The following is a 21043-nucleotide window of genomic DNA, read 5'->3' on the forward strand; positions in this document are numbered from 1 at the left end:
TCGCGGGATTCAGATCTGGAGAGCTGACATATCAGACCGCGACAGATGATCGCACGCAGTCGTAGATCTAATATATTACTAATGTATCAGACTGGGAATGTGATCTGGACCACCTCGGTGCGGGCTCTGATAGCTTGCCTGCTGTCAAGGCAGGCGGTTCCCACAATCCATTCCGGGCGTGAATGCTACGGGAGTGGGTGACGCTCGCCGACGCGACCGAATCCTCAACCACAAGCGGCCGGCGGGCAATCCCGCCGGCCGCTTGGGTTTCGGGAAGCTTCTAACCCCGTGCCACCAGCCCAGGCACACCGTCCCGGATTTCGAACGACGCCTTCGTGGACACAGCGGCTCCCGGCGTGGTCACGTAGTCCAGCACCCGGAAGTCCGCGGTCATCGCCTCCCGAGTGATGCGGGTGTTCACGTATCCGCGGTTGTCGTTGTAGAACTTCAGGTGCGGGTTCCAGGCCATCACCGGGTCCGACGTGGAGCCCGTCCCGTCGCCGGTGGACGTGATGGACGTGCACACCAGCTCGGAGCCGACGACCGGGGCCACCGGGTCCTTGTAGTCCACCTTGAGGTCGTTGGCCCAGTTCCGGTGCACGTCGCCTGTGAGGACGACGGCGTTGCGCACGTTCGCGTCCACCCAGCCCTGGGTGATGCGGCGGCGCGACGCGGCGTAGCCGTCCCAGCCGTCCATGGAGACGTCGTCAATCTCGGGCGCCTGGTTGCGGTCGCGCTCGGCGAAGAACACTTGCTGGCCCAGGATGTCCCAGCGCTGAGTGGAGTTCCTGAAGCCGTCCAGCAGCCACTTCTCCTGCTCCGCGCCGGTGATGGTGCGGTCCTCGGCCAGGCGTTCCGCCACGTTCTTCTTCCAGCCGTCCCCGGCAAGCTGGTCGTCCCGGTACTGCCGGGTGTCCATCATGTGGAAGTTGGCCAGCTGGCCCCATTGGATGGTGCGGTAGATCTTCATGTCGAATCCGGCTGGCACCGACGACACGCGCAGCGGCATGTTCTCGTAGTACGCCTTGAACGCTGCCGCCCTCCGCTGCCTGAACCGCTCGGTGGTGTCGTTCAGCTGGCCCGCATCGGTGTTCTCCGGGACCTCGTCCGCCCAGTTGTTGTCCACCTCGTGGTCATCCCAGACCACCAGCCACGGTGCGACGGCGTGCGCGGCCTGCAGGTCGGCGTCGGACTTGTACTGCGCGTGGCGCTGGCGGTAGCCGGCGAGGCTGGAGGTCTCCGGACCTTCGTGGTCGCGGGGGTTCCCGCCGCCGATCACGTAGTTGCCCTTCTTGTACTCGTACAGGTAGTCGCCCAGGTGCAGCACCAGGTCCGGGTGGTCCTCCGCCAGGCGCGTGTAGGCTGTGAAGTAGCCGTGTTCGTACTGGGAGCAGCTGGCGAACGCCATGGCCAGAGCCGCCGGCGTCTCGTGCGGCGCCGGGCTGGTGAGGGTCCGGCCGATGGCGCTGATGTGCCGGCCGCTGCGGAACCGGTAGAAGTATTCACGCCCGGGCTTCAGGCCCTTCAGCTCCACGTGGACCGAGTGGGCATCCTCAATCCGGGCCTGTTCGACGCCGCGCGCCACCACGCTGCGCATGCCGGCATCCTCGGCCACCTCCCAGGCAACCGGCACGGTGCGTTGCGGCATCCCGCCGAGCCCGTCTTCGGCGAGCGGGTCAACGGCCAGCCGCGTCCAGATGACAAAACCGTCCGGCCACGGCTCGCCGGAGGCGATGCCGAGCATAAACGGATCGGTGCGGAGACCGGCGTCGTCCGCTGTGGAAACGGCGACGGCGGCACCCGGCAGGGCGGCGACGAGTCCGGCCCCGAGGCCGACGGAAAGGAGTGATCTGCGCGAGATGTTGGTGTCCATGCCGTCGACCGTATGGAGGCCGGTTGGACAGGTCCTGAGGACGGTGTGAATGGGTGGTTAACTGCGTGTCAAAAGCTGTCGATTTTGACTTGAGCGGTGCCTACCTGCGGGAGTTGAGCGCGTCGAACTGCTCCTGCCAGAGGGCCAACTCCTGGTCCACGTAGCGCCTGTGAGCCGGGGTCCATTTGGGCCAGATGTCGCACGGGGCCGGGACTTCCGCCGCGCGTGGTGCCCGGGCTTGAACCTGGGGTACCGCCCTTGGCGGGGCCGGGGCCGGGACTCGGCGTCGGACCTGGGGCGGGGCCGGCTTGACGCTAGCGACTTTCTTCTGACTGGGCCGCGGCCTGAGGCCGAGAATCCAGAGCCCCAGACGGGAGAGGGCCCAGACAATACCGGCCAAGACCAGCACGGCAAGAAGAAGGGCGATGTAAAGCAGGAATCCGAAGGCTGCAAAGACCAACATGGTCTATTTTATCTTCTTGACCCTCGATTGGATCAGGTGCTGCTGTATCTGATTCGACGGATCTGCTCCTGCCAGAGGGGCAGCTCGCGGTCCAGGTGCCGCCTCAATGTCGTGTTCGGCCGGGCCAAAACTGCCGCGACAAAACCTTGGCCTATCTTGCCTGAAACTTTCGCGGATCTTGCCCGGACGGGGTGATTATCAATTCATCACCGGAAGGAGTGGACATCATGGCTGACGACCAGGAATTGCTGGATTGGGTTTCCCCGCGAAAACAGCGGGAAATCGACAACCAGGCTGCATTTCTGCGCTATCTGCTGGAGCGTGAAGAGGCGCAAGTAGGTGCGAAATCATGAACGATTACGTTCGCCGTCCTCGCGAACCGTATGACGCGCATCTGGTCATCAAACGCGACCTCACGAACATCATCGCCAAATACACGGACAGGGGCGACCTTGAAATTGCCGCTGTCTACAAAGAAGCACTTGCCCGTTACAACCGCGGCTGAATCTGTAGCCAGGGGACTTGGGAGCTACTTCTTCGCGGCCTTCGCTTGCGAAGCCTTCGGCTCCTTCGGCGGCAGGCCGGCGACGTACTCGTACGCCTTCTCCACCCAGGCCTGTGCCCGGGCGTTATCGCCGTCGCCCTCTGCGTTCCACACCTCCGGGAGCCCGGTGTAGCCGCCCATCGGACGCTCCGGCGGGCCGAACGGGACGGTCCGCTCCGTGCCTTCGAGTTCCTGTTTGTCCGCCTCGGAGAGTTTGACCCCGATCGTAGGCCCGAACAGCCCGGCGAACATGTTCCCGTTGACGAACGCGCCCAGGTTGCCGAACATCGGCTTGACCACCACATCCGGATGGTCCGGCACCACCTTCCGGAAGTGCTCCTTGTCGGCGTCGGACGGTTTGGGCATTTCCATGTGAACGTCTCCCTTGTCTGCCGGAACGTGCTGCCAGAGATGGACTTCCTGCAGGATATGCCCGTTCCGGGGCGCGGTCGAGAGGCTGGTCGGGAGCCCAGTCGAGCGCGTCGGCAGAGCCGCCAGCAACCCGTTCTGCGTTCCTTGTCAGCCACCCCGGCCGGGAGGAGACTTGCTACATGTCATGCGCCAGCGGCGGATGACGGTGTCTTTCCTGCGGGGGCCGGCGTGCCCTCCTGGCTGGTCGGGGTAAGTCATGGACGGACCTGGGGTACGGAATGCGTTCGTCGTCGTCGACGGGGAGGCGGCGGGGACCCGGATTGTCATCCCGCACGGAAAAACGACCATCGGCAGCGACGAAGGCGCACGGCTGCGCCTGCCCGTTTCCGGGGTCAGCCGCCGGCACGCCGTCCTGACTTCGCTGGACGGCCGGACCATCCTGGACGACCAGGACTCGCGCAACGGCACCTGGGTCAACGGCTACGTCATCACCTCGCCCACCGAACTCACCGACGGCGATGAGGTCCAGTTCGGGCAGGTGCGGCTCCGCTTTGTTGAGGGAAAGTACGACGGCGGCAGCGCACCACCGGGCGCGGCCGGCGGGCAGGAGGGACGCCGGCCGGCGTCGGCGGCTCCCAGGAAGAAGGGCCTCGGCGCGGCGCTGCTCTTTGCGGCCGCGATCAACGTGGTGGGGCTGATCGGCAATAGCCTGACCGCCTTCCTGACCGAGTTGACGCCGACATGGACATGGTTCGTCACCCCGGCGATGGGCCTAGCGGTTGCACTGGGCGGGGAGGCGCTGGATTACCTCAAAGACAAGGGAGAGCCGGCACCCAAGCAGCCCAAGCCACGGTATCGGCCATCGCAGCGGGTGCAGCCGGCACGGCCCGCCCGTCCGCTGAGACCCGGACATCCGGACACCCATGGGGGAGCCTACGGCACCGGGAACGCGCGGCCTTCCCGGCCGGTGAAGGCTGCGCCGCGTTCCCTTCCGGCCATCGCCACCGTGCTGGCGATCTTGCTGCTGCTTGGCGGCGGCGGGTGGCTGGTGGCCGCGGGGGCGAGCTACGCCGTCGGCTACTTCTCGGGCAACGAAACCGGAACCCAGCGGCTGGCACGCCAGGTGGTGACGGAAGCGCAGGGTGTCACTGTCACCGTGCTCGGTATCCAGAGCACCGCACATTTCACCCGGGTGGAGATCCACGTGCGGAACGGGACCGGCAGCTCCATGTCACTGCCGCTCTTCCACAACGCCATCCTCACCGGCCCGGACGGCACCACTTTCGACGCCGATGCCTTCCGGAGCAGCTGGCAGCCGGAAATACCGCCGGGAGGCCAGCGCAAGGGGACCATCAACTTCGAGAGCCAGCTGCCTGAATCCGGGGGAACGGCGTCGCTCAGCTTCGTCAGCGTGTTCATGCAGGGGTTCGACGGACCGCGGTCAATCACGGTCCCGGACATCCCGCTGATGCCCGTGGTCACGCCTCTCTCAAAACCCGTGTACAGTAGAGACCGTTGTTGTGTTTGTATTTGGTAGTTCAGGCAGTACGCGGGGTCGAAAGTCCTCGTTCTTCTGAAGTAGCGGTTTTGAACACCCCACACCGGAGGACCCGAAAGTCGGGACAGTTCCTCCACCTTCACGAAGGACATAAATAATGGCTACTGGTACCGTCAAATGGTTTAACGCTGAAAAGGGCTTCGGCTTCATTTCCCCCGATGACTCCTCACAGGACGTTTTCGCACACTACTCTGCGATCAACTCCTCCGGCTTCCGCTCCCTCGAAGAGAACCAGAAGGTCTCCTTCGAAACCGAGCAGGGCCCCAAGGGTCCCCAGGCTGTAAACATCCAGGCTATCTAATTTCTTAGATACCCGGGACCGTTTAGGTTTCATAAAGCAGGGCCGGTCAATGACCGGCCCTGCTTTTGTTTAACCCGGGTGTGCTTGTTCTGTCGGGCGTGGTTTCGACGGGCTCTACCCGTGCCGCTGGTCCAGAAATGCCGCCAGCGCGGGATTCCCGATCTCCTTGGCCAGCCACGGCACCGCCTGCGCCGCCGTCTCGTCGCCCAGCACCGCACGGTGCGACTGCGCCCGCACCACGAACTCCCGCATTCCGCTGCGGCTGGCCAGCTCTGCCAGCCGTTCCACGAACCTCGGCGCCCGCGGCGAGTCCATCGCAATGGCAACCTCCGCCGCCGTATCCAGCAGCCGGGCCGAATACCAGAGGTACCACGGCTTGGGTTCGAGCCCGCGGTCAATCCAGTGCTCGGCCGCCGCGAGGTCGCCGTGCGCCAGGAACAGCTGTGCTTCGGCGCCCGCCGCCAGGGCCATGTAGCAGTGGTCGCCGGCCAGCTCGGCCATCACCCAGGACCGGTCGATCATGGCCGCGGCTTCCTCCAGCTGCCCCGCGGCAAGGTAGGTCTCGCCCCGGACGCCGGCGACAAACGGCTCGAACGCCGTCCAGTGTTCCTCCGCAATCCAGACCAGTGCCCGGTCCAGGCAGGCAGCCGCCAGGTCCAGCTCCCCGCGCAGCAGGTGCACCCGGCCCAGCAGCGCCTCGCTGAACGCCTGCTGCCGGCGGTTCCGGACAGCCCTCGCCAGCTTTCCGGATTCGGTCAGCGCCGCCACGGCATCCTCGTAGCGTGCGGTGTCCGAGGCCAGCATCCCCTGGATCGCCAGGATCCTCGCCTGTTCGTCAGGGAATCCGTGGGCCGCCAGCATCGCCCGGTCCAGCCAGCCGGCCGCACGGTCCGGCACGCCGCGCTGGACGGACAGGTAGCCCAGCTCCCGGTACGCCGCGGCGGCAGTGCGGGAGGCGCCGTCGGGCCCTTCCGCCTGCAGCGCACGGTGCAGGAAGTCCGCCACCTCTGCGCCGCGACCGCCCGCCTGGTGGATCAGCGCGCCGGACAGCGTCACGAGGGACTCGGCGAGCAGGTGGTCGTCGCCGGTGCGCTGGGCCAGCACCACCGCGAGCCGGAGCTGATCCAGCCCCCGGTCCACGGCACCAGCCCACAGTGACGCGCCGCCGGCGTCGAGATAGGACCGAACCGTCGCCGCGGTGGCCGGCATTCCGGGGTCCGCCTCCGGGGCGGCATCGGAGAGTGCCCGCCGGATTTCCGCGGGCAGCGGCAGGCCGAGCTCCTGCCGGTAGAGGTTCCCGCATTTGGCGACGTGCTCGCGGGCCCGGCGGTGCTCACCCAGGGCCACGAGCGCCTTGACCAGGACGGCGTTGCAGTCCGCATGGAACGGGTCGCGGTGCAGTGCCAGCGTCGCGAGCTCCGCCGCCTCGGCTGGCGCGCCGGAAGCCAACGAGGCCAGCGCGGCTTCGTAGAGCAGGGACTGGACCACGTTGTCCAGGCGGTAGCGCTGGTCTGCCAGCCACGAATCAAACACCGGGGAATCGGCGAAGGACAGCCCTTCCAGCAACTGTCCGCTGAAGCGCCGCGGGTTAACGCCGGGGCTGCCGGCGGAGTCGACGACTTCCAGTGCATCGCAGCGCCAAGGCGGCTGCAGTGCCAGCCGCAGGGGATCGCCGGCCACCGTGACGCCGTCGAGCGTCCGCCGCAGCTCGGACAGGTTCCAGCGCAGGGCGCCGAGCGGGTCCACGGCATCCGGAAACAGCAGCGACGCCGTGCGGGAACGGCCGGTGCCGTCCGCCTGCAGCGCGAGGTACGCGAGCACCGCCCAGGCCTTGCGGCCTCGGGGCTGCAGGGGAGTTGTACCGGGGGTCTCGATCGCGGGCGGACCGAGGAGCCGAATCCAGTTCTCGGCCATACGGCTCATGGTACCGCCGCCCGCCGCCGGCGTCTGCGGGATTCACACGCTTGCTCACACGCCCGGCGGACACACTGAAATCACCCAAATCCGCACACACTCACTCGAGGTGGAAACCATGGAACTGCTCGGCATCCTGCTTCTAGGACTCTGGGTTCTCAGCGTCACCGTCCGCGCCCTTCTGACCGACGGCCGCGGCCACACACCGGACATCCGCTCCACGGCACCGTGGACGGCAGGCAACCTCCCCAGCGCGCCTTACGCTTCGCCGCGGGTTTAGTCTTCGGCAGGGCTCAGCAGAGAGTACGACGGCGGGAGGCCGGCAGCGCGCCGGCCTCCCGCCGTCGGTCCCGCGGCCGTCTCTTTCAGCCGGCCTTGTAATCAAAGTGCAGCGATGCAGGCAGGGGGCCCTGCAGCATTTCGGGCGTGATGCCGTGGACTTCCATGATCTTCTCCCGGAACCACTGATCGTGCGGATCGTCCGAGGTGGCGGCGATCTGGAACGACTTGGCCAGGTCCTCGGCCTCGTGGAACAGGCAGGCAAAGTCCCCCTGCGGCGTTGGCATGTGGCTGACAACTTCGCGTTTCAGTCCCATCCGCTCGCGGGAACGCCGGTGTTCCTCCTTGCGGGGTCCCTGAACCTCCTCGATGAGCGACTTCCACTCGTCCAGCTTCCCGGGCAGAATCGGCGCGAACCAGGTGATGCATTCCATGACGGGTCCTTCCACGCAGTTGCTTCGGCCTTGTTGCGGCGCTGGGACAGCCGCGGCCGTGCACCTGCATGATAGTCCTGCGCCAAGACGCGGAATAGGGCCTTTGGCAGGTGTTCCGCTTGGCCGCGCCGGCCCGCGATCAGCGCTCGAGCTCCAGCACCAGCTCCACATCCACATCATCCCCGTCGCCGATCCGCGCGGCGGTCCGGACGGCCTTCTTCACCGGCAGCAGATACGAGCCGCTCTTGCTGTCCGGGAAAATCGACGTGGACCAGCTGTTACCCGCGATGGAGGCCGTGACCTTCACCGACCCGAAGCCTTTGCGGAAGGGAGCGGCCTCGTCTCTAATCTCGTCCGCCAGGTCCTGGGGCAGCGTGATGAAATGCCACCCGGCTTCCTCCGGATAGTGCCAGAGCTCGCCACGGAAGGCGTACGACGCAGTCACGTCTTGAGTATGGCATCTGCCGGTCTCTGGCGGGTCGGGTGGAGCTGATGAGGTGGGCTAGGCGCGGGCGGCGGAGTCCGCCGTCGTCCGGGCCGGCAGGAAGCGGCGGATCCCCGCTGCTGAAGCGGCGGCAAGGAGTGCGGTGAGCAGCCAGGGTGCGGCGGCCGCCGTCGACGGTTGGCCGGCCAGCTCGTACAGCGGCCCCAAGCCGATGTTGCCGATGAGCACCATCAGCCCGCCGCAACTGGCAAGGAGCCCGTAGAAGGCGCCCGTCGGGCGGCCCCCGGCGAATCGCAGCACGAGCCCCATGGCGAGCGGGGCAACAAACATGTTGCCAACGCACAAGGCAGTGACAAGCACGACGGCGGGCAGCACCTTGAGCTCTCCGGGCTGCGGGTACACCGCCAGCACGGCGACGGCCGCGAACCCTGCGCTTTGGACGGCGAAGCCCGTCGTGAGGGCAGTCTGAGGGGCGAGTCGGCGGGTGAGCTTAGCGACGGGCCACTGCAGGCAGACAGTGAGGACGGACGCATAGGCAAAGAGGACACCCAGCGGAGCCGACCCCAGCCCGCTGCGCTCCAGTTCCACCGGCAGCCCGAAGTAGAGCTGGTTGTGCGCCAGCAGATTGACGCTGTAGAAGGCTGCGAACCCGATGAAGCACCTGTCCCGCAGGCAGTCCCAGAGCCGCGGACGGCCGGCAGCCGGATTCGTGCTGGCGGGATTTGTACTGGCGGGTGGCGTGGCCGGCACCTGGCGCCAGAACACGAAGGCCATCACAGTGAAAATGCCGGCACCGACGTAGAGGGCCGCGTCGAGTCCGAAGCCGAGCAGGAGCACGCCCACCAGCGGGCCTGCCACCGCGCCAATCTCGCCGAAGATCACCAGCAGGGCAAAGAGTGTGGGCCGGTTCGCGGGACCTGGTTTACGGCGTTCTTCCGCCGACCCCATCAGGCTTTCCAGTGCCGGGGAAAACAGTGCTCCGCCGATGCCCGTGACGATGGCGGCCAGGAGGAACAGCGGAAAATCAGCGGCAGCGGCAAGGAGCAGGTAACCGGTGACGCGGATGAGGCATCCGGTGATCATCGCATACCGCGGCCCCCACAGGTCCGCGATGGCGCCGCCGGCCAGGAACATCCCCTGCTGGGCGAAGGTGCGGGCCCCGAGGACGATCCCCACCGCCATTGCTCCCATGGCGAAGTCCTCGCGCAGGGATACGGCCAGGAACGGGATGACGGCGTAGAAGCCGATGTTGAAAATGAGCTGGCTGGAAAGCAGGAGCCGTGGACTTGCGGTCCGGACGGCAGTGGGTGCGATGGTGGTGGTCATGCGGTTTCGAGGGTCCTGACCGGTCTGGGCATGGAGTTGGCGAACAAGCTTGGAAGGGTTACCTAACCTTATCAAGAATCATTATCAATTACGTCGGATGTCGTTATGGGGCTCAACGGCGGTCCGAACGGCGGCCGTGGCCCCAGGCTCAGCCACCGTTCACGCCCCCGCCACCACCGGTTCATCCGCACCTTCAACGATGGGGGCATGACTTCTTTCACCCGCCGAAATGTCCTCAAAGGTGCCCTGGCCGCGGCCGGTGCTGCCGCCGTCGTGCCCTCCGCAACCGCCCACGCGACCAGCCCCGCCGGCGTCGCCCTGGTCCGCAACCGCCTGACCCTCCCGTCCGGCATCGCCACCGGCGATGTCACCGCCGATTCCGGCGTGCTGTGGTCCCGCGCGTCGGGGCCCGGACGGCTTGTGGCCAACCTGCTCGCCGTGGACGACGACGGTGCCCCGCTCCGCGGCGGCCGCGCCTTCCAGCGGGTACTGCGGGGGAGCGCCGGCAGCGAAGCCACCGACTTCACCTCCCGGATCAACGCCGAGCACCTCCCGGCAGGCACCCGGTTCGCGCTCACCCTGCATTTCGAGGACGCCGATGGCAATGCCGGCGAAGCCGCGCAAGGCTCCTTCAGTACGGCGCCGGGAACGGGATTGCTCAGCAGCGGCCGCGCCCCGCGCAAGCAGAGCTTCGTCTGGACCGGCGACACGGCGGGCCAAGGCTGGGGCATCAACGAGGAGATCGGCGGTATGCGCGGCTACGCGGCCATGCACGCCACCAAGCCGGACTTCTTCATCCACTCCGGCGACACCATCTACGCCGACGGCCCCATCGCCGCGCGGGTCACTGAGCCCGACGGGCAGATCTGGCGCAACCTGGTCACCGAGGAAGTGTCCAAGGTGGCCGAAACCCTCAACGAATACCGTGGCCGGCACCGCTACAACCTCATGGACCGCAACGTCCGAGCCCTGTACGCCGAGGTGCCGGTAATCGCCCAGTGGGACGACCACGAAACCACCAACAACTGGTACCCGGGCGAGATCCTCGCCGACGCCCGCTACACCGAACGCCGCGTGGACGTGCTCGCCGCCCGCGGCCGCCAGGCCTGGCAGGAATACCAGCCCGTCTCCGGCCTCAGCACCCGCATCGGGGACGGCAGCACCGGCTTCGAACCCGCCCGCATCTACCGCAAGATCTCCCGCGGCCCCCAGTTGGAGGTCTTCTGCCTGGACATGCGCACCTTCAAGGACCCCAACACCGACGGCAAGGAAACAACTCTCACCCACATCCTCGGCGAAGAGCAGGTGCAGTGGCTCATCAGGGAGGTCAGCAAGTCCAGGGCCACCTGGAAGGTCATCTCCGCCGACCTCCCGCTCGGCCTGATTGTCCCCGACGGGCCGGTGAACCAGGAATCCCTGGCCAACCGCGACCACGGCGCCCCCTTGGGCAAGGAACTCGAGATCGCCGGGGTGCTCTCCGCGTTCAAGCGCAACCGGGTTAAAAACGTGGTTTGGCTCACCGCCGACGTCCACTACTGCGCCGCCCATCACTACTCACCCGAGCGCGCCGGCTTCACCGACTTTGACCCCTTCTGGGAATTCGTGGCCGGGCCCATCAACGCCGGCAGCTTCGGCCCCGGCGAGCTGGACGGCACCTTCGGCCCCGAGAGGGTGTTCTACAAGACCGGCGCCTACGCCGGCCAGTCCCCGCGCACCGGCGAAAACCAGTTCTTCGGCCACGTGGACCTCACCGAGGACGACGTCTTCAGCGTCAGCCTCCGCAACGCCAACGGCACCGTCCTCTGGAGCAAGGCCCTGCAGCCGCAGCGGTGACTCTCCTTTAGAAGCAAACGCCGAACGCGCGACGGCGGGAAGCCGGCAAGCGCTGCCGACCCTCCCGCCGTCGTGGTTTAGTGCGCTGCGTGGCTCAGTCCTCGAGGTCCACCGAGCGCCGCTCGGCGTCGCTGAGCCGGGCGGCGTCGAGGACTTCGAGGGTGTGGACGCCCTCACTGCCGGGGACCGGCTCGGGTCCCTTGCCGGCAACAGCCAGGGCGAACTGCTCGTAGTACTGGTGATAGGCACCCTGCCTGGACGGCACGCGGACTTGGCCCGCCGCCGTCGTGAGCGTTCCCCAGCGGGACTCGTCCTCGTAACCCCACGCAGCCGGATCGTCCGCCGGCCGGGCGCCGGCCATGGCGGCGAGGGCCTGGACGTCGGACTGCTGCGAGACGTAGCTTCCGTCGGTGCCGAGCAGCCGCAGTTCCCTCGCGACGAGCCGGTTGCTCTTGGTGGCCGACACATGGGACTTTACGCCGCTCCGGTGCGCGATGGTCACGAAGAATCCGGAGTCGGTGCGGCCGGCGTCCAGATCCACCCAGTCGAGCGTGGCGTAGACGCTCGCGGCAGGCCCAAAGAGCCACAGTGCCTGGTCCACCAGGTGGCTGCCGAGGTCGCGGAGCAGACCGCCCGCCGGGCCGGCTTCCAAGGTGTCCGGCTGGTCCAGGTCGAAGCGTGACTCGAAGCGTGCCACCTGCCCCACCTGGCCGAAGTCCAGCACCGCGCGAAGCGTGCGGATGTCCGTGTCCCAGCGGCGGTTGTGGAAGACGTTGAGGATCACGCCGGCGTCCGCGGCCGCCTTGACCAGCTCGCGTCCCACTTCCGCGTTCGGGGCGAAGGGCTTGTCCGCCACCACGTGCACTCCGGCCGCGACCGCCTCGAGGACCAGTTCGCGGCGAGTTTCGGGCGGCGTGGTGATGACCACCGCATCGACGCCGGCGGTGAGCAGCTCGGTCAGCGAACCGTAGAGCGGTACTTTCGGATACTCCTGCGCCGCCTCCGCGCGACGGGCGGGGGAGCGGGCCACGATGCCTGCGAGCTCCACCCCGTCAGCTGCAGTGATGAACGGGGCGTGGAAGATCCTGCCTCCGAAGCCAAATCCAACGAGTCCAAGTTTCACGAGCTCTCCTTCGTCCCCAAGGGGCCTCTCCCCACGCTGGAACGGTTTGTCCTTATGTTAGAACAAACTTCGAAGAAAGGGCAGGGCGATGGTGGCTTGGACGTGGATGACCAGGCCGGGGGGGAATGGTCCTCTGCGCGCTGCTGATGCGCAATATTGCGGTTGTGTTTTCGCACGCCGGCGGGGCGCCACCCCGGCGTTCACTGCGCCATCTCAGCGACAGCGGGGTGAAGCCGGCTTGCGTTGCGTTCACACTTACTGGATCTTGCGCGTTCCTTGTTCATTCTCTGCCGTGGATTTGCATTACCGATGAAAAGCTAAAGCCCAAGAAGAAGAAAAAAGAGAATTCCCGTGGGGACGAATTAGCTAATGTGTTGCGAATCACGACTTAATGTAATAATCCAGAATAGCGTCCTGAATTGCGAGGCTTCCGTTTTGCCCTTTTTCAAGCCTGCAGTTCTGTGATCACCGTACTGATCCCGGCACACAATGAGGCCGCAGGCATCCGCGAGACCCTGAGGTCGCTGCAGTGCCAGGGGCGCCGCCCGGACAGGGTGATTGTGGTGGCAGACAATTGCACCGATGCCACGGCGGACATTGCCCTGAGCGAGTGCGCCGAGGTTCTTTGCACCGAAGGAAATACGGACAAGAAAGCCGGTGCGCTGAACTTTGCGCTTGGTGGCCTCCTGCCCGCAGCCGAGCCCGAAGACATGATCCTCATTCAGGACGCCGATTCGCAGCTTTCCGATGACTTCATCGAACGGGCCGTGGCGCATTTGCAGCGGGACTCCAGGCTCGGCGCGGTAGGCGGTGTTTTCCGTGGCGGTCACGGCGGCGGATTCGTGGGGCACCTGCAGCGCAACGAATACGCCCGGTACGCCCGTGACGTGAAGCGACTCAAGGGCAAATGCCTGGTGGTGACGGGTACGGCAGCCCTGTTCCGGACACGTACGCTCCGCGATGTCATCGCCGCCAGGCTGGACGGGTCGCTGCCGCCGGGGAATGGCCGTGGCGGGGTGTACGACACCTCCGTTCTGACCGAGGACAACGAGCTCTCGTTTGCCCTGCTGACGCTGCGGTACCGGATCAAGTCGCCGCCGGACTGCACGCTGGTGACCGAGGTGATGCCGACCTGGCGCGAACTGTGGGCGCAGCGGCTCCGGTGGAAGCGCGGGGCGGTGGAGAACTGCGTGCAGTACGGCTGGACCCGGGTCACGCGCCCGTACTGGGGACGGCAGGCCCTGGCTGTGGTGGGCGTCCTGGTGACGCTGGCCTACTTCGGCACGGTGGCGTTTGCACTGGGCACGGGGGCCGGGCTGAACATTCAGCCGTTCTGGCTGGCCGTGACCGGTGTCTTCGTGATCGAACGAGTGGTCACGGTGCGGCTGCGGGGATGGAAATACATGCTCGCCGCCGCCACCATGTACGAGCTGGTGATCGACCTGTTTCTGCAGGTGGTCCACGCGAAGGCGTACATGGACGCAGCCCTCAATAAAAAGAAAGCCTGGTAACACTATGTATGACAACCCAGCAGCTCCAGCCGCGGCCGGAGTGGGTTCGGGAACTCTTGCCATGACCGGTGCGGGTGATATTTTCTGGTTTGCGCTTGCAGCTTTTGCCCTCGTGGCATTGGGCCTTGCCATCAAGCGGATTGTTCCCGTTCGGGGCGACAAGTCCTAGGCTGTCCGCCGCAAGAGCTGAGACGAGCTACAAAGTGCAGGGCGCCCGGGATCCGGACGCCCTGCACTTATTTTTAGGCCCGCGGGCGTCAGGTGGCCACGCTGAGGGAGCTGGAGCAGCCGGCGGTGTCGCACACCTTGTAGGTGGTGGTACCGCCGCCTTTGAAGTTGTTGACGAAGCTGCCCGTGTTGGGCACCGTCTTTTGGATCCCGTTGATCCAGAGCGTCACGTTGGCGCCCGTGGCGCCGGTCCACTTCAGCGTGGTGGTGTTGACGCCCTTGGATTTAGTCGTGGTCGAGGAAAGTCTAATGCCCGGCGCCGGTGCGGGCGGCGGAGCTGCGGCCGCCGGGACGAAGGAGAAGTCCCGGACCACCACCGATTCCGGCTTCACGTGGGCGGGATCCCCGCCTCCGCCGCCGGTGACCCACAGGTTGAAGTGGACCTGCTCCTTCGCCGGCACGGAAACTGTGGTTCCCTGCAGGACCGTACGCTTCAGGAGGGTCCCGGTGAAGCCCTCTCCGGCGTAGGTCTCGAAGGTCAGCTTGCCCGGCTCCCACACCATCCGGTGGGTGGTAATTGGGTTTGCGGTGACAGCAAAAACCACCGTGTTGTTGCCTTCGCCCGGAGGCTTGGTGGCATCGAACCAGTACCCGTGGCCCTGGCTGACCGGCCATGATTCGCCGTAGGCGGCACCCCCACCCCAGGCCGATGCCTCGCAGAGATCGATTTCGTTGTAACCGGGCTCGGCCAGGGGATCGTACGTGAACAGGCAGCCCCAGACCACCTCCTTTTGCAGGAGGCTGAGATTCTTCTCCACCGTGGTGCTGTACGTTCCGTAGCCGAAGCCCTGGCGGGTGGACTGGAATTCCGCGCCCACCGGCGCCTCGCCCGTGGGGTTGGTCAGCTTCAGGGTGACGTGGCCGTTGGCATCGGGATTGCTGACGTTGGCTGCGTCAAAGAGCCTGTTGTACTGCGGGGCCCCGCCCCAGAAGCGCTTTTCCCAGTTGAAGCCCTTCCAGGAAAAGCTGCCCGAAGGACCGGGGTCCGGGGGAGTAGATTCCGCCGCTTGTGCAGAGGGCATGCACGCCAGCATAGCCAGGCCCGCGGCCGCCAGCATGGCCAGGGGTCTCAGCGGGCGGGTGGAACGTGAGACAGGTAACCGAAAAGAAGCCATGCAGACGCCCCTTATGTGTTGCTCCCCAGCGAGCAGCTTTGCGCCCCCATTGAGCACACGATGATCATCGGCCAGACCTGTTACAAAAGGCAATAGTCCTACTGCATCAATATTTGAGCCCATCAGAACCGCAAAATGCGCAATTTTCTGCAAAGATCAAGAATTGCGCAAATTTAGGCTGCAGCTTGAGATGTGAAGTAATTCGAGAGTGTAGGCTCGGCGTTCAGGGCGTCCGTCATGCCATTTATCAAACCCATCCGAATGGTCCGCGTCTACGAATAGAAAACATGAACACCTTGAATGGTGTGCCCTGGGCGAGGTGCCGGAGTGTCTACGCAAACGAGCGTCTGTCGCTGACGCCGGCCCGCTCCACTGAGGGAAAATATCCAACGTTCGGCACAGCATGGGCTGTGAGCAATTTTTTTGGGGGCACAGAAGGTGGAACGGGGCATTGCAGTAGTTGTCGAGGACGACGACGACATAAGGAGGTCTCTCAAGGAGGTTCTCCAGCAGTTCGGTTTTGCCGTTTTCGAAACGTCTTCGGGTATGGAAGGCGTGGAGGCCGTGCGGGAACACGACCCGGACATTGTCACCATGGATGTAGGCCTTCCGGACTTTGACGGCATAGAGGCCTCCCGCCGGATCCGGACTTTCAGTGACGCCTACCTGATCATGGTCACAGGCCGCATGGACGAAGCCGATGCGCTGATGGGCTTCGAGGCAGGCGCGGACGACTACCTCACCAAGCCATTCCGTCCCAGGGAATTGCGTGCGCGGATCGCAGCGATGCTGAGGCGTCCGCGGTTGCTGGATTCCACCTTCGGCGAAAGGGTCGTGGGGCCACGTTCCCGGCGGGCAAGACACCCTCCGGCTCCAGTAATGGCCGCCGTCGGCACTCCGCCCCGGCACGCCGGAGCCGTGGTGCTGTGCGATTTTGAGCACCGGGGCCTGACGTTGCACGAAGCTTCGCGCGCAGCCGCCATCCAGGGGGTGCCTTTAGACCTGACCCGTACGCAGTTCGACCTGCTTCTGGTCCTGATGGAGAACGGCCGCATGGTGCAGACGAAGGCGGACCTGGTCCGCAGGCTGCGGAACGAGCCTTACAACACCGGCTCGTTCGTCAGCGACGGCGAGGAGCGCGCAGTCCAAGTCCATCTGGGGAATCTGCGCAAGCGGCTGGGGGACAGTTCAGGTTCGCCGCGCTGGATTGAAACAGTGCGCGGCGTGGGTTATCGGCTGGCGCCGTAGCTCACGCTATCCGCCGGTCAGTGACGGCGTCAGTGCCTTGGGCGGGGACGAGGATCCGGAAGCTACGACTCGGCAAGCTAGGTTGTAGCCGGGCGCGCCTTCTTACCGGTGAGCAGCAGGTATTCCCACTCCATCTGCGCAGTGGTGTCGCCGTGGGCCTCGAGGAACGTGTCGGCCAGCTCCGTGAGGGCCTTGTCCAGAGCGCCGACCTTGTCCTGGTCCTCGCCAAGGAACTTGTACACGGAGATGGTGGGGCCGTAGTGGGACTTGAAGTAGTGCAGGAAGTCCTCCGGGTGGTGGAAGCTGGTGATGGCCACCGTCCTTTTTTCAGCTTTGACGTCCGTGACGCGTTCGCCGAATAGCTCCCGGACGTGGTCCTCGCTGCCCCACAGCGGCGGCGGCTGCGCTCCGGGCGGGGGCGGCGGAGCGAACGGCTTCATGGTGGCGAACATCTTGCCGATGAACCCTTCGGGCGTCCAGCTCAGCAGGCCGATGGTGCCGCCGGGCTTGCAGACCCGCACCAGCTCGTCCGCGCCGGCCTGGTGGTGCGGCGCGAACATCACGCCCAGGCAGGACATCACCACGTCGAACTCGTTGTCCTGGAACGGGAGCGCCTCGGCGTCCCCTTCCTGCCAATCCAGCTCAACGCCGCGATCGGCTGCCTGCCGGCGGCCGGCGTCGAACATTTCCGGGGTGAGGTCGCTGGCGATGACGTCCGCGTTCATCATGGCGGCGGGGATGGCCGCGTTGCCGGCACCGGCGGCCACGTCCAGGACGCGCTGGCGGGGCTTGATGCCGCAGGCGTCAACGAGGATGGCGCCGAGGTCGGCAATTAGTTCGCTGGCGAGGGCCGGGTAGTCGCCCTGGGCCCACATGGCACGGTGCTTTTGCTTCAGTGCCCGGTCCGCCTCGGTTGCTTCGGTCTTGTCATTCATGGTGGCACCCCTCTGCTGTGGCAGGTTCTGAGTGACAGCGCGCTGTGGTCCCAGTGGAGGCTGTGGTGTGAGTTATTTTGGCCGCGGACCGGCGGGATGTAAAGGTGTCGACGCTACCGGGGCGCGGTTCGATACTCGCCAGTAGATTTACGTGCTAGCACGGAAGTGCGGGAGGGGTGCCCGGATCCACTATGGATACATCGGAACGCAGGGAAAATCCCGGCGGATCCGGAGCCCCGGAATGCCGGGCAAAGCACCCCATCCCCACCGCATCTTTCCCCCTCAGGAGCAATTCCATGTCCCACGCACCAACCACCAAGAAGTCCCGTCCATCCCGCCGCGGCAAGGCCGCCGTGGTCGCAGCCCTCGGGCTGGGCATGGTCGCGGCACCGTTCGCCCTGGCCGCCCCGGCCCAAGCGGCCGGCACCAACTACGCCTGCTCGGTCACCGCGCTCAAGCCGGTGTTCGCCGGCCACAACTCCGCCGGCGTCAAACTGGTGGACTACCGGATCCAGGTCTATTGCAACACCGACCGCTACATCAACATCACCCAGGAGCGCTGGGAGCAGGACGACTGGCCCAACGGTGACGACCACCTGGGCACCTCGTACTTCAGCCGCCACCTGAACCAGTACAGCGGCACCGTGACCATCTCCAACATCCGCACCCTGGTGAACGGCGAGATCGGCAACGAGGAGGTCTACCACAAGATCCGCTTCCAGGAAGGCAGCAACGGCGTCTGGTCGCCGTACACCGGCTGGTACTACAGCGGCGTCACCTCAATGTCCGACTGACGCCCTCCCTGCGGAGCTGCTGAGACCGGCTCCCGAAACGCCCAAGGCCCGGAACCCCCATCCGGGCCTTGGGTTTTTAATGCCCGCCGGTGTCGAAAAGTGCGGGACACTGGAAGTCACCACCACGAAAGCAGACCACACCTTGATTAATCTCCAGCAGGACGCCGCGGGCTACGTCCGGATGAACCGGCACTTCCCCGAAAGCGTCCTCATTAGTGTCACCTTTGCCGACGGCACCACGGAACAGCTCTCCGGCCGCAGGCTCAACAAGGCCTACGACGAGGCACTGGCCGAATACCGGGCGCAGAACCACCTGGACGCGAAAGGATTCTCGCGGTCTCCAACGAAGAAGACCAGCTCGGGAAACAAGATCGACTTCGTGCCCGTCCACCCCGGCATGGGTGACTGACCGCCGCACCACGAGGAAGACTGACCGGAATGCCCTTAACTGATCACACCAGCGAGCTCGACCCGCTGCTGTATCCGTGGGATCCGCCCGAAGTCTCCGGTGTGATGGACGGCGACGGTTTCCTTCCCCTCGAACCGACAGCCGGCCTGGACAGGGCGCTCGCGGAAGCAGACGTTGCTCCGCTGGGCTCCCGCTCCGTGGTGGTTTCCATCGGTTCGAATTCCAGTCCCGCCGTGATGAGAAGGAAGTTCGCCAGCTACCACCGCCCTGTCAGCCCGGTGCTGCCGCTGGTCCGGGGACGGCTCCACAACATCGCCGTGGGCCACTCCGCGCACGTGAGCAGGGCCGGCTACATCGCCGCCGCTCCGTACCCGCTGACGGGGACGTGCATCCCGGTCTGGGTGTCGTGGCTGGACAGTCGCCAGCTGCTCGCAGTGGAGCAAACGGAGCCCAATTACCGGCGGATCCGGCTCGACGCCGAGGCCTGCCCGCTCGAACTGGGCCAGGGCGAATACCCGGAGGACTATTCGCTGTTCACCTCCCGTTGGGGCGTACTGACCGACGACGGCGGCGGGAAGCTTCCGTTCCTGGACCAGCCGGCGCTCTTCGAGATGCTTGCCGGCCTGGGCGCCGGCTCGGGTCCCGGCGTTAGCGCCCGCGTCAGTGCGGAAATTGGCGCGGGAAACCGTGCCGGCAACCCTGTGGAGGAGTGCATCTCCGTGTTCGCCGGACCGCCGGAACAGGTCATTGAGCGACTGGGGATGCCTTCGGTCCAGGCCTGGGCCAAGGACTGGTTCAGTTCCGTCGGCTTGGCGGCGCCGGTGGACTTCAACAGGCTGTGCGCTGAGTAGGGTTCGCTCCTCCAGCCGCTACGGCGTGGGGCTGCCGCCGTTGACGTTCAGCGTTTCACCCACCACAAAGCTGGACTCGGCCGACGCCAGGAACACATAGGCCGGTGCGAGTTCGGCCGGCTGTCCGGCACGGCCCAGGGGAGTGTCCTTGCCGAATTCGGGCAGCGCCTCCTTGGGCTGGCCGCTGCTGACCTGCAGCGGCGTCCAGATAGGCCCGGGCGCTACTGCATTGACCCGGATACCCTTCGGTGCCAGCTGCTGAGCCAGGCCCTTCGTGAAATTGTTGATGCTCGCCTTGGTGGTGGCGTAATCCACCAGCGTGGGCGACGGGTTGTAGGCCTGGATGGACGTGGTGTTGATGATGGTGGACCCGGCAGGCAGGTGCGGCACCGCAGCCTTGGTCAGCCAGAACATCGCATAGACGTTCGTCTTCAGGGTGTGATCGAACTGCTCGTCGGTGATTTCGCCGATGTCCTCCTGGGCCACTTGCTTGCCGGCGTTGTTTACCAGGATGTCCAGTCCTCCGAGTTCGCGCACCGCGGTCTCCACCAGTTCCCGGCACACTGCCGAATCCTTCAGGTCCCCGGGAGCCTTGACCGCTTTGCGGCCCGCCTTCTCGATCAGGTTCGCGATGCGCGCAGCGTCTTCTTCCTCCTCCGGCAGGTAGGAAAGCACGACGTCGGCGCCCTCGCGTGCGAAGGCGATCGCCGTGGCGGCGCCGATCCCCGAGTCCGCGCCGGTGACGATCGCCTTGCGGCCCTCTAGCCGGCCGGTGCCGCGGTAAGTGTCCTCGCCAAGGTCAGCCTTGGGTTTCAGCTTCGCGTCCAGGCCGGGTTCGGGCTGGTGCTGCTTGGGCGGCTCGATGTGCTCGTAAGCCGTCACGGGGTTCTTGAACGTGTACTGGTCGGTCATGGTGTTCCTCCGGAAGGGTTGCGCTGAACACGGACAGTCGGACATTCCCGAATAGCTGCTTTGCCTCATGCTAAGCATGCTTAGTATCAACCCTAGCGAGGGACCCGGGGAGCCGCAACGGCTGGTGGGTCTCCGGATGGGTGAGGGGTGCGCCTCCGCGGTTCGCCAGTGTGACGGGCTCCACAGAAAGCCAATTCGGCGGATATCCGGGTTGCTAGTGGTCCGGAAGGGGCGCAGTCCGCGCCATTCCGCGGATTCTGGCGCTTAGGACCCCGTTCGGGGATGGATTTGTGCCGGGTCCTCGGGGCGTGTAAAGTAATTCGAGTCGCCGCCGCTGATGCGGAAAGATAGCGACCGACCCCCTTCTGAACGGCCTGAAAAACGGCGTCTTTACTGGCGTGCGGAAACCGGGTGGGGGCCTGCTGGTGGAGCTGGGAATCGCGGAAACGCTGATTTGCAAAGCTTCCTGGTATCGGGTAGGTTTGGAAAGTTGCTCCGGAGCGATCCTTGACCGAATTGTTGGTTGTGGTGGTGCCGGGTGTGTCTGTTGTTTGAGAACTCAATAGTGTGCCAAG

22 protein-coding genes are annotated in these 21043 nt (G+C 65.6%); 12 read left to right on the forward strand and 10 right to left on the reverse strand.

Features of this window, described 5'->3' with window-relative positions; translation table 11 throughout:
• Positions 1–280 precede the first annotated feature (280 nt).
• On the reverse strand, positions 281–1873 hold the full coding sequence (locus J2805_RS14930; protein ID WP_309977529.1) for an alkaline phosphatase D family protein: 1593 nt from the start codon (positions 1871–1873) through the stop codon (positions 281–283).
• Positions 1874–2563: 690 nt separating this feature from the next.
• On the opposite strand from J2805_RS14930, the gene J2805_RS14935 reads away from it, so the two are divergent.
• On the forward strand, positions 2564–2689 hold the full coding sequence (locus J2805_RS14935) for a hypothetical protein (RefSeq protein WP_309977531.1): 126 nt from the start codon (positions 2564–2566) through the stop codon (positions 2687–2689).
• Entirely contained in the window at positions 2686–2841 is a 156-nt protein-coding gene (locus J2805_RS14940) for a hypothetical protein (RefSeq protein ID WP_309977532.1), read from the forward strand. The genes J2805_RS14935 and J2805_RS14940 overlap by 4 nt, the downstream gene beginning before the upstream one ends.
• A gap of 24 nt (positions 2842–2865) precedes the next feature.
• Here the strand turns inward: J2805_RS14940 and J2805_RS14945 are convergent, their stop codons facing one another.
• Positions 2866–3252 (reverse strand): TfoX/Sxy family protein, encoded by a 387-nt coding sequence (locus J2805_RS14945; RefSeq protein WP_309977534.1) that lies wholly within the window; start codon positions 3250–3252, stop codon positions 2866–2868.
• 256 nt (positions 3253–3508) lie between these two features.
• Here J2805_RS14945 and J2805_RS14950 point away from each other — a divergent pair, with 256 nt between their 5' ends.
• On the forward strand, positions 3509–4789 hold the full coding sequence (locus J2805_RS14950) for an FHA domain-containing protein (protein WP_309977536.1): 1281 nt from the start codon (positions 3509–3511) through the stop codon (positions 4787–4789).
• A 118-nt stretch (positions 4790–4907) separates the two neighbouring features.
• On the forward strand, positions 4908–5111 hold the full coding sequence (locus tag J2805_RS14955) for a cold-shock protein (RefSeq protein ID WP_003806113.1): 204 nt from the start codon (positions 4908–4910) through the stop codon (positions 5109–5111).
• Positions 5112–5225: 114 nt separating this feature from the next.
• Here J2805_RS14955 and J2805_RS14960 read toward each other — a convergent pair whose 3' ends face one another.
• Positions 5226–7025 (reverse strand): SARP family transcriptional regulator, encoded by a 1800-nt coding sequence (locus tag J2805_RS14960; protein WP_309977539.1) that lies wholly within the window; start codon positions 7023–7025, stop codon positions 5226–5228.
• Positions 7026–7134: 109 nt separating this feature from the next.
• Between J2805_RS14960 and J2805_RS14965 the strand changes: the two genes are divergently transcribed.
• Positions 7135–7305, forward strand: coding sequence for a hypothetical protein (locus tag J2805_RS14965; protein ID WP_309977590.1), 171 nt, complete (start codon positions 7135–7137; stop codon positions 7303–7305).
• Between the two features lie 85 nt (positions 7306–7390).
• Here J2805_RS14965 and J2805_RS14970 read toward each other — a convergent pair whose 3' ends face one another.
• The 3 genes from J2805_RS14970 to J2805_RS14980 form a co-directional block, all read right to left on the reverse strand.
• Entirely contained in the window at positions 7391–7738 is a 348-nt protein-coding gene (locus tag J2805_RS14970; protein ID WP_309977541.1) for a hypothetical protein, read from the reverse strand.
• A 139-nt stretch (positions 7739–7877) separates the two neighbouring features.
• Positions 7878–8183, reverse strand: coding sequence for a DUF1905 domain-containing protein (locus J2805_RS14975; RefSeq protein WP_309977543.1), 306 nt, complete (start codon positions 8181–8183; stop codon positions 7878–7880).
• Positions 8184–8240: 57 nt separating this feature from the next.
• Positions 8241–9509, reverse strand: a complete 1269-nt coding sequence (locus J2805_RS14980) for an MFS transporter (RefSeq protein WP_309977545.1) — start codon at positions 9507–9509, stop codon at positions 8241–8243.
• A 207-nt stretch (positions 9510–9716) separates the two neighbouring features.
• Between J2805_RS14980 and J2805_RS14985 the strand changes: the two genes are divergently transcribed.
• Positions 9717–11342: an alkaline phosphatase D family protein gene (locus J2805_RS14985; protein WP_309977547.1), complete on the forward strand. Its 1626-nt coding sequence runs from the start codon at positions 9717–9719 to the stop codon at positions 11340–11342.
• A 94-nt stretch (positions 11343–11436) separates the two neighbouring features.
• Here the strand turns inward: J2805_RS14985 and J2805_RS14990 are convergent, their stop codons facing one another.
• Positions 11437–12465: a Gfo/Idh/MocA family oxidoreductase gene (locus J2805_RS14990; RefSeq protein ID WP_309977549.1), complete on the reverse strand. Its 1029-nt coding sequence runs from the start codon at positions 12463–12465 to the stop codon at positions 11437–11439.
• Between the two features lie 461 nt (positions 12466–12926).
• Between J2805_RS14990 and J2805_RS14995 the strand changes: the two genes are divergently transcribed.
• A complete protein-coding gene (locus J2805_RS14995; RefSeq protein WP_309977551.1) occupies positions 12927–13976 on the forward strand; it encodes a glycosyltransferase family 2 protein in 1050 nt (349 codons plus the stop codon).
• A 4-nt stretch (positions 13977–13980) separates the two neighbouring features.
• On the forward strand, positions 13981–14145 hold the full coding sequence (locus J2805_RS15000; RefSeq protein ID WP_214948754.1) for a hypothetical protein: 165 nt from the start codon (positions 13981–13983) through the stop codon (positions 14143–14145).
• An 88-nt stretch (positions 14146–14233) separates the two neighbouring features.
• Here J2805_RS15000 and J2805_RS15005 read toward each other — a convergent pair whose 3' ends face one another.
• Positions 14234–15226, reverse strand: a complete 993-nt coding sequence (locus J2805_RS15005; RefSeq protein WP_309977553.1) for a LamG domain-containing protein — start codon at positions 15224–15226, stop codon at positions 14234–14236.
• 516 nt (positions 15227–15742) lie between these two features.
• Between J2805_RS15005 and J2805_RS15010 the strand changes: the two genes are divergently transcribed.
• Positions 15743–16567, forward strand: a complete 825-nt coding sequence (locus tag J2805_RS15010) for a response regulator transcription factor (RefSeq protein ID WP_309977556.1) — start codon at positions 15743–15745, stop codon at positions 16565–16567.
• A 77-nt stretch (positions 16568–16644) separates the two neighbouring features.
• On the opposite strand, the gene J2805_RS15015 is transcribed toward J2805_RS15010, so the two are convergent.
• On the reverse strand, positions 16645–17502 hold the full coding sequence (locus J2805_RS15015; RefSeq protein WP_309977557.1) for a class I SAM-dependent methyltransferase: 858 nt from the start codon (positions 17500–17502) through the stop codon (positions 16645–16647).
• A 296-nt stretch (positions 17503–17798) separates the two neighbouring features.
• On the opposite strand from J2805_RS15015, the gene J2805_RS15020 reads away from it, so the two are divergent.
• The 3 genes from J2805_RS15020 (at position 17799) to J2805_RS15030 (ending at position 19556) form a co-directional block, all read left to right on the forward strand.
• Entirely contained in the window at positions 17799–18296 is a 498-nt protein-coding gene (locus J2805_RS15020; RefSeq protein ID WP_309977559.1) for a hypothetical protein, read from the forward strand.
• A gap of 142 nt (positions 18297–18438) precedes the next feature.
• Entirely contained in the window at positions 18439–18705 is a 267-nt protein-coding gene (locus tag J2805_RS15025) for a hypothetical protein (RefSeq protein WP_309977588.1), read from the forward strand.
• A 29-nt stretch (positions 18706–18734) separates the two neighbouring features.
• On the forward strand, positions 18735–19556 hold the full coding sequence (locus J2805_RS15030; protein WP_309977561.1) for a hypothetical protein: 822 nt from the start codon (positions 18735–18737) through the stop codon (positions 19554–19556).
• 18 nt (positions 19557–19574) lie between these two features.
• Here the strand turns inward: J2805_RS15030 and J2805_RS15035 are convergent, their stop codons facing one another.
• Entirely contained in the window at positions 19575–20468 is an 894-nt protein-coding gene (locus tag J2805_RS15035) for an SDR family oxidoreductase (RefSeq protein WP_309977563.1), read from the reverse strand.
• Positions 20469–21043: the final 575 nt, after the last annotated feature.

The organism is Arthrobacter oryzae, assembly GCF_031454875.1.
Taxonomy (GTDB): Bacteria; Actinomycetota; Actinomycetes; order Actinomycetales; family Micrococcaceae; genus Arthrobacter; species Arthrobacter oryzae_D.